The organism is Mordavella massiliensis, from assembly GCF_016901695.1.
GTDB lineage: Bacteria > Bacillota > Clostridia > Lachnospirales > Lachnospiraceae > Claveliimonas > Claveliimonas massiliensis_A.
Genome location: NZ_JACJKS010000008.1, coordinates 31670 through 43858 on the forward strand (window position 1 = coordinate 31670; position 12189 = coordinate 43858).

The 12189-nt window shown below is 56.8% G+C and carries 10 protein-coding genes; 2 read left to right on the forward strand and 8 right to left on the reverse strand.

Annotation, left to right across the window (positions count from 1 at the left end; all coding sequences use genetic code 11):
* Window positions 1–295 precede the first annotated feature (295 nt).
* Complete coding sequence (gene sstT, locus H6A20_RS07245) at window positions 296–1567, forward strand: serine/threonine transporter SstT (protein WP_204906464.1); 1272 nt, start codon at window positions 296–298, stop codon at window positions 1565–1567.
* A gap of 85 nt (window positions 1568–1652) precedes the next feature.
* Here the strand turns inward: sstT and H6A20_RS07250 are convergent, their stop codons facing one another.
* The 5 genes from H6A20_RS07250 to H6A20_RS07270 form a co-directional block, all read right to left on the reverse strand.
* Window positions 1653–3041, reverse strand: coding sequence for a glycine--tRNA ligase (locus H6A20_RS07250; protein WP_338106636.1), 1389 nt, complete (start codon window positions 3039–3041; stop codon window positions 1653–1655).
* Window positions 3042–3115: 74 nt separating this feature from the next.
* Window positions 3116–3841: a DNA repair protein RecO gene (gene recO, locus H6A20_RS07255; protein WP_207750387.1), complete on the reverse strand. Its 726-nt coding sequence runs from the start codon at window positions 3839–3841 to the stop codon at window positions 3116–3118.
* Entirely contained in the window at window positions 3813–4007 is a 195-nt protein-coding gene (locus H6A20_RS07260; RefSeq protein ID WP_204906468.1) for a hypothetical protein, read from the reverse strand. The genes recO and H6A20_RS07260 overlap by 29 nt, the downstream gene beginning before the upstream one ends.
* 55 nt (window positions 4008–4062) lie before the next feature.
* Window positions 4063–4959, reverse strand: a complete 897-nt coding sequence (gene era / locus H6A20_RS07265; protein ID WP_204906469.1) for a GTPase Era — start codon at window positions 4957–4959, stop codon at window positions 4063–4065.
* A gap of 101 nt (window positions 4960–5060) precedes the next feature.
* Window positions 5061–7982, reverse strand: a complete 2922-nt coding sequence (locus H6A20_RS07270; protein WP_204906470.1) for an insulinase family protein — start codon at window positions 7980–7982, stop codon at window positions 5061–5063.
* A 173-nt stretch (window positions 7983–8155) separates the two neighbouring features.
* Here H6A20_RS07270 and H6A20_RS07275 point away from each other — a divergent pair, with 173 nt between their 5' ends.
* Complete coding sequence (locus H6A20_RS07275) at window positions 8156–8698, forward strand: GNAT family N-acetyltransferase (protein WP_204906471.1); 543 nt, start codon at window positions 8156–8158, stop codon at window positions 8696–8698.
* 82 nt (window positions 8699–8780) lie between these two features.
* Here H6A20_RS07275 and H6A20_RS07280 read toward each other — a convergent pair whose 3' ends face one another.
* The 3 genes from H6A20_RS07280 to H6A20_RS07290 are packed head-to-tail and all read right to left on the reverse strand — an operon-like array spanning window position 8781 to window position 12134.
* Window positions 8781–9341, reverse strand: coding sequence for a chorismate mutase (locus H6A20_RS07280; RefSeq protein ID WP_204906473.1), 561 nt, complete (start codon window positions 9339–9341; stop codon window positions 8781–8783).
* Window positions 9342–9371: 30 nt separating this feature from the next.
* The gene (locus H6A20_RS07285) at window positions 9372–10634 is read right to left on the reverse strand and encodes an FAD-dependent oxidoreductase (RefSeq protein WP_204906474.1); all 1263 of its coding nucleotides are present in this window, start codon (window positions 10632–10634) and stop codon (window positions 9372–9374) included.
* Between the two features lie 36 nt (window positions 10635–10670).
* Window positions 10671–12134 carry an SLC13 family permease gene (locus tag H6A20_RS07290; RefSeq protein WP_204906475.1) on the reverse strand — a complete coding sequence of 488 codons (1464 nt, stop codon included), beginning with the start codon at window positions 12132–12134 and terminating at the stop codon, window positions 10671–10673.
* Window positions 12135–12189 lie beyond the last annotated feature (55 nt).

The window sequence follows — 12189 nt, forward strand, 5'->3', positions numbered from 1 at the left end:
TTTTTTATAGAATCTTTCTATAAATAAGCGGGCAGTTGCTCTTTGATTATTATAGCACTCCTGCACGGTGACTACAATTATATATTGACAATTTTTTATGCATATTGTACTTTTTTGATTGTTAATCTTCTAACATTTTTGTAGAATTTATTCTACTTTTTACAAGTTTTTTCACTTTTTCTATAGCATTATTGATGATTATATGCGATAATAAGTCCTATCAGGAAACGCAGAAAACTGAAATCATGAGAGAAAGAGAGGAGAAGCAGATCAGAAAGTATCTGCGAAAGAAAGTATGAGAAATGTAATCAAAAAATGGAACAGCATCAGCCTTGTTACCCGGATCATCTGCGGATTGATCATCGGTATCATCCTTGGCCTTGCTGTTCCGCAGGCAACCGGTATTTCCATTCTCGGCGATCTGTTCGTTGGGGCGCTCCGCGGCGTCGCACCCGTTCTGGTATTCTTCCTTGTAATGAGTGCGCTGTGCCACATGGGCGAAGGACAGAAGACCAACATGAAGGCGATTGTTATCCTCTATTGCCTTGGCAACCTGCTCGCCGCCCTGGTAGCCGTAATTGCCCACTACATCTTCCCGGTAACAGTCACATTCTCCGAGAACACGGCGACAAGTGATGTGACTCCTCCGAGCGGTGTGGTAGAAGTCATCACGAACCTTCTGATGAACCTGGTAGACAACCCGGTAAATGCAATCGTAAATGCCAACTACATCGGCATCCTGGCATGGGCCATCATCTTCGGCGTTGCGCTCAAGAAAGCCGGCCCGGGCACGAAGAAAGCCCTGGAGGACATCTCCGACGCCGTATCCGTTGCCGTACAGTGGGTTATCAGCTGCGCACCCTTCGGTATCATGGGCCTGATCTTCGGCACGATCTCCGAGCAGGGTCTGGAAGCGCTTGTTGAATACGGCAAGCTGATCGCTGTTCTGGTAGGCAGCATGGCTGTTGTCGCCTTCATCATCAACCCGCTTGTTACCTTCATCTGCGTACGCAAAAATCCGTACCCGCTTGTATTCACCTGCTTAAAGGAAAGCTTTATCACAGCGTTCTTCACAAGAAGCTCCGCTGCCAACATTCCGGTTAACATGGAGCTGTGCAAGAACCTGAACCTGGATGAGGATACATACTCCATCTCCATCCCGCTGGGATCCACAGTCAACATGGCTGGCGCCGCCATCACGATCTCCACGATGGCCCTTGCCGCAGCGACAACACTGGATATCCATGTTTCCTTTGGCTCCGCCCTGATCATGTGCGTTCTGGCAGCGGCCAGCGCGGCAGGTGCATCCGGCGTGGCCGGCGGATCCCTTCTGCTGATCCCGCTCGCCTGCAGCCTCTTCGGCATCCCGAACGACATCGCCATGCAGGTTGTCGGCGTAGGCTTCATCATCGGCGTGATCCAGGATTCCTGCGAGACAGGTATCAACTCCTCCACAGACGTTCTCTACACAGCCTGTGCGGAGTTCCGCGACAGACGGCTTCATCCCGAGAACTATGTAGGAAAGCCGGAAGCGCGCTTCACCGTTCCGAAGAGAGGCAAAGCGTAAGGAAGATTTTCAAAAGGACCTCCGCGCGGGGTCCTTTTTTCATGTACAAAAAGAAGAGGCCAGAAAGGCCTCTTCCCTCTTTCTTCTACCATTCAAATTTCTTCTCAAAGTACTTCTCCAGATCTTCGATCTTCACGCGCTCCTGCTCCATGGTGTCTCTGTCGCGGACCGTCACTGCGCCGTCCTCCTCGGAGTCAAAGTCGTAGGTCACGCAGAACGGGGTGCCGATCTCGTCCTGGCGGCGGTAGCGCTTGCCGATGTTGCCGCGCTCGTCAAACTCGCAGTTGTACTTTTTGCTGAGCTGCGCATATACCTTCTCCGCGCCCTCGCTGAGTTTCTTGGAGAGGGGCAGCACGCCGATCTTCACAGGTGCGATAGCCGGGTGGAAACGAAGGACTGTACGCATGTCGCCGCCCTCCAGCTCCTCCTCGTCGTAAGCGCTGCACAGGAAGGCGAGCACCATGCGGTCCGCGCCCAGCGAAGGCTCGATCACGTACGGGATGTACTTCTCCTTGGACTCATCGTCAAAGTAGGTCAGATCCTGTCCCGACACCGTCTGGTGCTGCTTCAGGTCGTAGTCCGTCCGGTCCGCAATGCCCCACAGCTCGCCCCATCCAAAGGGGAAGAGGAACTCCACGTCCGTGGTGGCTTTGCTGTAGTGAGAAAGCTCTTCTTTCTCGTGGTCGCGGTAGCGGACCTCATCGTCCTTCAGGCCGAGCGTGTACAGCCAGTTCAGGCAGTAATGCTTCCAGTAGTCGAACCACTCCAGATCTGTGTCCGGCTTGCAGAAGAACTCCAGCTCCATCTGCTCGAACTCTCTTGTACGGAATGTAAAGTTGCCGGGTGTGATCTCATTCCGGAAGGACTTTCCGATCTGGCAGATGCCGAAGGGGATCTTTTTTCTGGATGTGCGCTGCACATTCTTAAAGTTTACAAAGATGCCCTGGGCTGTCTCCGGGCGGAGATACACGGTATTCTTCGCATCTTCCGTCACGCCCTGGAACGTCTTGAACATCAGGTTGAACTCACGAATCTCTGTAAAATTGTGCTTTCCGCAGGTGGGACACGGTACTTCGTGCTCTTTGATAAACGCCTCCATCTGCTCATGGCTCCAGCCGTCAATGCTCTCGCCGATATCAATGCCATGTTCATGGGCAAAATCCTCGATCATCTTGTCTGCGCGGAAGCGCTCATGGCACTCCTTGCAGTCCATCAGAGGATCGCTGAAGCAGCCGAGATGGCCGGATGCAACCCACGTCTGGGGGTTCATCAGGATCGCGCAGTCGATCCCGACATTGTACGGGTTCTCCTGTACGAATTTCTGCCACCAGGCCCTTTTTACATTGTTCTTGAGCTCCACGCCAAGGTTGCCATAGTCCCATGTATTTGCAAGACCGCCGTAGATTTCAGATCCCGGATACACAAACCCTCTGGATTTCGCAAGAGCCACGATTTTGTCCATTGTCTTTTCCACCATTTTTTCTCTCTCCTTCCATATACCGGATAATGCAATATTATAACGTCTGCCGCCGCACTTTTCAACCCCGTTTAGGGTGCTGCCGTCATCTGTTCCAGAATGTCCAGCGACTTGAAATGCCGGTCCACATAGAGCTCCATATACCGCCTCATGACCGTCTCCAGCTCCAGGAGCACTTTCTCCGACACAGTGAAGGTGTACAACTTCTCGATGCTGGATACTTCTATGTACTGCATGGCATAGAGCGTGGACGGATCTAGGGAAATGCCGTCCGGCGCCTGCGCGCTGCAGCCGGCGCAGACGAGGCCGCCGCGCCGCGCGCTGAAGACGCCGCCCGTCCCCTCCTTCCGGCAGAGGACACAGTGGAATACATCCGGCCCTTCCCCGTTGACCGTGACGGCTTTGAGCTCATAGATACACCGGATCAGCCGGTCCGGCAGTGATTTCTTCGTGAGCGCCCGCATGGTCTGGTAGAGCAGTTTCAAAAGCTGCGTCTCATCGTTGGCCTCCCTGGAATAGTAGGAGGCGATATCGAGGAAATAAAAACCGTAGCAGGCTCCCTCCACGTCCGTGCGCAGCTCTGCAAAGTAGTTGGAGATGGAGGCCGATGTGAGCGTGTAGGATGTGCGCCCCTCATAGAGCGCGAACGTACCGAAAGAAAAGGGCTCCGTCACACCTGCCAGGGGGCTGTTCGGCCTTCTGGCCCCCCTGGCAAAGGCGGCGATCCTGCCCCTCTCTTTTGTCAGCATCACGACCCGCTTGTCGTACTCACCCACGGGGGTGGTCACAAGTACCATCCCTGTCACTGTTATCTGCTCCACGTTTCTTCACCCCTGCTTCACCTGCCGCGCGCAGACTGCTTTCACATGTCTCCGTGTCCCCCGCGCGCATCTCCATACCCCGGTATTCCAGATAGTCCCTGACAGCACCGGAACGGGCAAATTTCTTCCAGTAGTCTTCCATAGCCACACCTCATCCTAAAGTTGATGAGGTTAGCATCTCCCCGGGACGGTTCCTTTTATTCGTCCTCCCGGTATCCAAAATTTTTCATCAGGTACTCGCTGTCCCTCCAGTCTTTTTTCACCTTGACCCAGAGCTTCAGGTTTACCTGGCATCCCAGCATTTTCTCAATCTCGTACCGGGCAGTGCTGCCTATCTTTTTCAACATATTTCCTTGCTTTCCAATAATGATCCCCTTGTGGCTGTCCCGCTCGCATATGATCGTCGCGTCAATGTGCATGACTTTCCTGTTTTTCTTCATGTGCTCGATGGTCACGGCGATACCGTGGGGGATCTCCTCGTCCAGGCAATGCAGCGCCTTCTCGCGGATCAGTTCCGCCACGATCTGCCGCTCCGGCTGGTCAGTGACTGTGTCCTCGTCGTAAAACTGAGGGCCGTAAGGAAGGTATTTCAGGATCACCTTCAGCAGCTCATCCGTGTTCTCCCCGCTCCTCGCGGACACGGGCACGATCTCCGCGAAATCGTACAGGTCCCTGTAAGCGGCGATAGACGGAAGGATCTCCTCCTTCTTCACCATATCCACCTTGTTGATCACCAGGATCACCGGCGTCTTTACCTTGCGGAGCTGGTCCGCAATGTGCTTCTCGCCCGCGCCGATAAACGTAGTCGGCTCCACGAGCCAGAGGACCACGTCCACCTCGTTGAGCGTCCGCTCCGCCACATTGACCATGTATTCCCCCAGCCTGTTCTTCGCCTTGTGTATGCCCGGCGTGTCCACGAAGATGATCTGACCCTCCTGCGTGGTCAGCACCGTCTGGATCCTGTTTCTCGTCGTCTGCGGCTTGTTGGATGTGATGGCGATCTTCTGGCCGATCAGATAGTTCATAAGCGTTGATTTTCCAACGTTCGGGCGCCCTATGAGGGTCGCAAAGCCGGACTTAAAATTGTCTGTCATATTGTCTCCTTTTTTTGCTATTGTGTCAGGAAGTATGCACAATAACACACCAGTTAGTGTAGATCCGGACGTAACACTTTTGAAAAGTGTTACGTCACCTGTTAAAAGTTTGTCACATCGTCGAACATCTCCCTGTTCGCCTCGATCTTTTCCTCCCCGCCGATCACGCAGATCTGCTCTGCCGCCAGCATGGCGGCGACCACATCGGCCAGGGCGCGGATGTCCTCCTGCGTCGCGTCAAGCACCTGGGCCCTCTCCTTTCGGATCATCTCCCCGCTGACATGGTTCATGTAGAGGTTCATGGAGCGGTCGCCCCTGCCGGCCGGAGTCATGGGCTGGTCCATGCCGCTGATGGTGCCGATGATGTATTTGGTCATATCCCGGTCGCTGACCTCGAAGCTGCGCAGGTAGTCCACCACACCCTCATACACCTCCATAGTGCGCTTCAAGTGCGGATCCCGGTAGGACACAAGGTAGCCCTCGCCGATGCGGTTGAAATTGCTCATGCATCCGTAGGCCCCGCCTTTGACCCGGATGTTCTGCCACAGGTAGTCGTAGCTCAGGATGACTTTCAGGATCTGCAGGGCTCCTGTGTAGGAGGCGCCGTGGTCGATGAAATTGCCGGTCCGGGCCACGTACTGCACCTTGGATGCTGTCTTAAAGCCCTCGTTCTTCTTCTCGCAGCGGATCACGCAGGGCGTCCCCGGCGCCTCCCCCGCAAAGAGGTGCTCCCTCATCTCTCCCGCCAGTTCCTCCATGCCTTCCAGGCCCTCCCTGGAGGCAGTGTAGCTGATCATCATATTGTCCCCGCGGAAGATCTGCCGGCTCAGCGTCCCGAGAACCCGAGTCAGTTCTTCCTTTCTCTCCTCAAAATGGTCCGTCAGGTCCGCCACAAACTGATAGAACGCAATGCCGTTCGTCATGTCCTTGAACTTCGCCGAGGGCGAGGCGTAGGACAAAGCCCGCAGGGCGGCGGTGGTGTGCCCCGAGGACTGGAACCGCATGAGCAGGCGGGACTTCAGCATATCCAGGATTTCCCTGATCCGCTTTGTGTCGCCCAGCTTCGATCCGGTAAGGATCTCCCGCATCATGCGGAAGGCAAAGGGCATCTGCCCGTACATGGCTTTTGCCTTGATCTCAAAGGTAGCCCGGAAGGCCTTCTCCTCCACTCTCGTCACATCGCTGTAGAGCTCCAGGGATGTGCCGATCCCGCCGGTGCGGCGGTTGATCTCATTGAACAGCTCCCCGTACTCATAGTTCTCTGTGTCGATAATGCCAAGCACAGACTGGAGGATGCCCACATACCCCAGCATCTCCTCCGGCACATCTGACAGATCGAACATAAGATCCGCGTATCCGATTCCGTTGGTCCACGTCTCGTGGAACACAGCCGGCACGCCCGCCAGCGTCATCTCCTCGTTGAGGATGGGCGCGATCTCCCGGGAGATATCCGTCCGCCGCAGCACCGGGATCTTCTCGATATCCTCCGGCCTGTCGGGCTGGGACTGGTACTCCTCCAGCTCCTTTGTCCGCTCCATCAGGCGCTCCTTCTCGGTGTCGCTCAAGCCCGCCTTGTAGGCCTCCAGTTTTTCCTCAAGCTCCCGGTCCATCCTGGCGGTGCGGCCCCGCTCCGGCTTCACCACGACGATGGCGCCGTGGGTGTTGTCCAGCAAGTATCTGCGGATCAGCCCCTCATAGTAACCTGTGTCCATCTGCTCTTTCAGGAACGCGAACGTGTCCAGGGCGTCGATGTGCATAAAGGGCTCATCCTCATCGTAGAGCCAACTGTCCATCATCTGCAGTCCGTACATGAGTCCCTTGGGATAGCTGCCGAAATCCGCTTCCCTGTAGCGGAACTCATGGTAGTTGATGCCCGCCTCCAGCGCCTTCCTGTCCAGTCCCCTGTCCGCTATGCCGGCCAGCACATCCTCGATGATGCGGATAAATTCACCCTTTTGATCCACATTGGCGTTCTTGGCGATCACAGAGAAGATGGGCTGGTAAATGCCGTTGTCGTAGGAGCCCATGATGTCCTTCCCGATCCCCGCGTCCGTCAGCGCTTTTTTCAGCGGCGCCCCCGGCGCGGACAAAAGGGCGTAGTCCAGGATCTGGAATGCCAGGTAGAGCTCCCGGTCCAGGCTGGTGCCGATGACTTTGTTGTAGGAGAGATAAGTGTTGTCCTCCTCCGGCTCATCGCTGGCGATGGAGTAGAAGATCTCTTTTTCCACTATCTTCTCAAACGGCTCCTGCAGGCGGATCCGCGAGTCCACCGGCTCATTCCCGTAATGACACAGATACGCCTCATCCAGCCAGTTCAGCTTCTCCTCCATGTCCATATCGCCGTAGAGGTAAATATAGCTGTTGGACGGATGATAATACTTCCTGTGGAAATCCAGGAACTGCTCATAGGTGAGCTGCGGGATCACATCCGGATCGCCGCCCGACTCATTGGCATAGCAGGTGTCCGGGAAGAGCGTGTTGAGCACGACCCGGTCCAGCACGCTGTCCGCGGAGGAGAAGGCTCCCTTCATCTCATTGTACACGACGCCGTTGTAGGACAGTTTCCCGTCCTTCTCCTCCAGGCGATAGCTCCAGCCCTCCTGGCGGAAGATCTCGTCGTGATCGTAGATATTCGGGTGCAGCACCGCGTCCATATAGACATGCATCAGATTCTGGAAATCCGCGTCATTGCAGCTGGCCACCGGGTATACCGTCTTGTCCGGGTAAGTCATGGCATTTAAAAATGTGTTCAGGGAGCCCTTCACCAGCTCCACAAAGGGATCCTTGGCCGGGAAATGCTCTGACCCGCAAAGGACCGAGTGCTCCATGATATGAGGCACGCCGGTGCTGTCTGAGGGGGGCGTGCGGAAGGCGATGCTGAACACCTTGTTGTCGTCGTCGTTCTCAATGAGCACGACTCTGGCTCCGCTCTTTTTATGCCGCAGCAGGTATCCGGCAGACTGGATCCCCTCCAGCTCTTCCCTGCGGATCAGTTCATAGGCCTGGCAGTTGTTTATATCCATACGTATCCGTCTCCATTCTTTTCTCAGATTCCGCGCGGCAGGGCTCTGCCTGCCGGCATCTTTATATTATAGCAGTTTTCCCGCAAATAAGAAAGGTACTCCCTCCTTTTTCCGGGATATATGATATAATGTGACTGATCTCAAAAAACGACAGACGAACGGAGGACACACATATGCACACCTTACGCCATACAACTTCCCGCGATACAGACCGGATCATGGAGATCGTGGAGGGCGCCCGCGCCTTCCTGAAGTCCCAGGGGCTGGACCAGTGGCAGAAAGGCTACCCGGACCGGGCCATCTTTGCCTCCGATGCACAGACAGGCCTGGGATATGTACTGGAGGAAGACGGACAGATCCAGGCTGTCTGCGCCGTCACCTTCACGGAGGATCCCAGCTACGTAAACATATACGGCGGCCGCTGGCTCACCGGCGATGCGGATAAAAACGGGGATCCGCCCGCCTACGCCGCCATCCACCGCATGGCCGTGGATCCCGCGCTGCGGGGACAGGGCACAGCCGGAAAGCTGTTTGCCTGCGTCTCCTCCCTTGCAAAAAAGGAAGGGATGGGCAGCATCCGCATCGACACCCACGAGGGCAACCTGCCCATGCAGCGGGCCCTTGTAAAGGCCGGCTTCACCCGCTGCGGCACCATCCGTCTGTGCGGCGGGGACGAGGACGGGGACCCGAGGATCGCCTTCGAGAAGCTGCTGTAGCGCTGAAAAAAAGGCAGGTGCGGGACGCTTTTTCAGACGTCCGCATCTGCCTTTTTGATGTCCGTTCTCCCGGATTTTTTGCCTATTTTACCGCCGTGATCCGGAAGTCGTCCGCCTCCTTGCCGATCTGGCACAGGAGCCGGCGCATATTGGCCTCCTTCAGGTTGCCGTCCAGCGTCATGGCGATCTTCTGGACGCCGTCCTCTGTGGCCAGGTTCATGCCGGTTATGGTGATCTTGTTCAGCTTCGTCATATTGATAAAGAGGTTGAGATCGCTTGTCGCAGCAGGGCAGGTAAAGGATATCTCCACCTGCGTGTGATCCGCGGCCTCGTCAACCCCCGCGGCCTGCGCCGCGCCGTCCACCACCGCATCCTGCATGGCCGTCAGTTTGCCGTACTGGTATCTTCTGCTGACGCTCATAAGATGGCGCAGGAATGTGACATACTCGTCATAGACCTCCTGGTCCACATCCCCTGCTCTCTTCTCAATGATGGAGAGCTCCCTCTCCAGCACGAACACGTCGCCCCCTGTCTGGGCCTTCACCTCGGCCACCTTCTTCGCGCACTCCATCCGCTTTAAGAAAAGTGGCTTCATCTGTGTGTCCACCGCGTCAATATCCGCGCGTGCTTCTTCCAGTGTCATATCTGTCCGCCTCCTTTTTTAGTAAAGATCTTACAAAAGTGCGCCCTGCTTTGCGAGCTCTGCCCGCACCGCCTCCGCGGATGTCTCAGCGCGCACGGCCTGGCAGGCTGCCGCCACGCCGGCCGCATGGCCGGTGGCAAAACAGGTCCCCATGACGCGGACCGCCGCGTGGGCTGTCTGCTCGGAGGACACCATCCTGCCGGCGCCGTAGAGATTGTCCAGGCTCTCGCACTGAAGCGCTCCCAACGGCACGTCAAACCAGCTCCCCTCGGACACCTCGATGTACTCGCCCATCTTGTTGGCGTCCTTGTGGATCTCCGGCTTCCAGCCCGCCCGGGCCACGCCGTCCGGCCGCTTCCTCCTGGCCAGGACATCGTCCGCCGTGATGACCTCTTTGCCCTTCATCCGCCTCGTCTCGCGGAATCCGATGGCCGGGCCGATCACTGTCAGCTCACAGTTCTCCATGCCGTGGAGATACTTCTTAAAGGCCTCCACATAGTAGAGGACCTGCCGTCTTGTCTCCAGCTCCATCCGGGTGAGCTCCTCCGCGTCCATGCCGGCCGGCATGGTGCTCGGCAGAAGGACCGCCACCTGGTCGGATCCCTCCCGCTTCAGGATGAATCCCTTCTCCTTCGTCAGATGAGGAATGCCGGCCTCCTTGGCCTGCACAACAGCCCTCTCCACCGCCTGGGGCGTCAGGTCACAGGATGTGTCCACGCCGCTCAGACGGAAGGGGAGCGTGGCTGCCTGCACGCTGCCGTTCTCATCTCCCCAGAGGGTCTGCGCCCCGGCAAGATGGACCACGTTGGCGTCCCCGGTGGTGTCCACGAAGGCGCCCGCCTCCACAAGGAAGGTCCCCTCGTCGTCCGCGCACTCCAGGCAGGTCACCTTCCGCCCGTCTGTTTGAACGCCCGTGATCCTTGTATGGAACAGGGACGTAACGCCCGTCTTCTCCAGGACATTGTCCATGGCGCATTTCAGGTACTCCGGATGAAAATTGATATTCTTATTGCCGGTGGCGGAGACGATATAGTTCCAGGAGGTGTCGCTCAGCGCCTTCATCTCCTGCAGGATCATCTCGCCTGCGCCCTCCACGACCCGCACCGGGTTGCCGCCGCATGTAAAAAACCCGCAGAAGGCAGCCACGCCCGAGTGCGTCGCCTCGCCCCCCAGATAGGGGTTGCGCTCGATAAGCAGCGTCCTGGCCCCGGCCATAGCGGCCCCGGCGGCCGCGGCTACGCCCGCGGTCCCGCCTCCGGCCACCACGACATCATATGAAAGTTTCCTCTCCACACCAAATCCTCCTCCCTTTCGTTCCGGTCCGCTGTCCTATGAGATGAACAGGGATCCGAGCGGGTATGCGATAAAGCTCAGCACCAGGATGCCGGCGATGGCGAACAGACCGCCCCAGACAAACATGGACTTTGTATCCGTCCAGCCGGATCCGATGGCCACTGTGTTGACCGTACTCTGTCCTGCAGGCGTCATGTTGCAGATGGCTGCCGCGAAGCCGACCATACATACGACTACGCCCACATTGACGCTGCCTGCCGGCAGGGCTGTCAGCACGGACAGCGCCACGGAACTTACCACGGTCGTTGTCACGATGTTGGACGAGAAGTTTGTCTCCACGACCGCCCATGTCATGAAGAACAGGATCAGGCCGATCACAGGCAGGTTGGCTGTCAGCGGCTCGAGGGCGCCTGTCAGCCATGCGCTGATGCCCACGTCCTCGTTGGTCAGGCAGGAGCCAAGCTGAGTGGCGGCCGCTGTCATGAGCACGCTGCCCCACAGAACGCCTTTGCTGACGGTCTCTTTGAAGTTCATGATGCTCTCGCCGTCCACGCGCACGATGAAGAGGATGACGCAGCCAAGAAGCGGCGGCATCGCCGTGGACCAGCTGTTGATCGTCTCATATACCTGGGGCAGCACGCCCTTGACAAGGCTGGGGCCAACCCAGAGCACAACGGTGAGGGCCATGACGCCCAGGATCACTTTCTCCTTGAAATCCGCCGCCGGCACAGTGCCCCGTAAAGCCATGGCCTTCTCCGGCTGGATCGTGTGCACGTCGTCCGGACGGTAGATAAACTTGAAGATCAGGATCAGGATGATGATCAGGATGATACCGGCCGGGATACCCATCGCCATGTACTGGAACTGGTTCACATCATTTCCGGTAGCGGCTGTGTAGTAGCCGATGGCCATGGTCGGCCACACGTGCCCGATGGCGGTCATACCGGAGGAAAGGCTGATGCAGAACGCTGTTCCCATCATGATCACATTGCCGGCCTTTCCGCCCCTCTTCAGTTCAAGCACCTTGAAGATATCCTCCAGGAAGGGCATGAACGCCACAAAGAGTACGGACGGGGAGATGAACAGTCCCATGAACGTCACCGCCGCCAGCAGGAAGCAGATGAAGTACCAGGGGCCTCTCCTGGCGATCCGGTTTGTGATGAAAAATACCGTACACCGGCGCACGAAATTCGTCTTCGACAGCGGGTATACGAGCATAAAGGTAAACAGCAGGAAGGCCACGGTCGTGTTGCCGAAGGCTCCCGCGAATGTGCCTGAAAACCCGAATACGGGCAGCATGCCAAGGGCCAGCAGAGTGATCATACTCGGCCAGTCGATGGAGATGCCGATCCACATGATCAGTGAACCGAAAAATACGCCCAGTACTGCCCACGCGTCTTTGGAAAGCCCTGCGGTCTCCGGCATGAGCCGGGATCCGATGATGACTACCAGTGCGAGGATCAGAAAGGCTGTGTCTTTTACGCTCTTTTTGCTTTGCATAGTGTTTCTCCTCTCTTTCCTTTTCGCTTTCCTTTGCTAAAGCATTAAACTATTT

What these genes read in the sequence shown, in the direction of transcription:
- sstT (WP_204906464.1), top strand. Translation starts at nt 296, where the DNA reads ATGAGAAATGTAATCAAAAAATGGAACAGCATCAGCCTTGTTACCCGG.
- recO (WP_207750387.1), bottom strand. Translation starts at nt 3,841, where the DNA reads ATGGTACTTGTGACCACCCCCGTGGGTGAGTACGACAAGCGGGTCGTG.
- H6A20_RS07260 (WP_204906468.1), bottom strand. Translation starts at nt 4,007, where the DNA reads ATGGAAGACTACTGGAAGAAATTTGCCCGTTCCGGTGCTGTCAGGGAC.
- era (WP_204906469.1), bottom strand. Translation starts at nt 4,959, where the DNA reads ATGACAGACAATTTTAAGTCCGGCTTTGCGACCCTCATAGGGCGCCCG.
- H6A20_RS07270 (WP_204906470.1), bottom strand. Translation starts at nt 7,982, where the DNA reads ATGGATATAAACAACTGCCAGGCCTATGAACTGATCCGCAGGGAAGAG.
- H6A20_RS07275 (WP_204906471.1), top strand. Translation starts at nt 8,156, where the DNA reads ATGCACACCTTACGCCATACAACTTCCCGCGATACAGACCGGATCATG.
- H6A20_RS07280 (WP_204906473.1), bottom strand. Translation starts at nt 9,341, where the DNA reads ATGACACTGGAAGAAGCACGCGCGGATATTGACGCGGTGGACACACAG.
- H6A20_RS07290 (WP_204906475.1), bottom strand. Translation starts at nt 12,134, where the DNA reads ATGCAAAGCAAAAAGAGCGTAAAAGACACAGCCTTTCTGATCCTCGCA.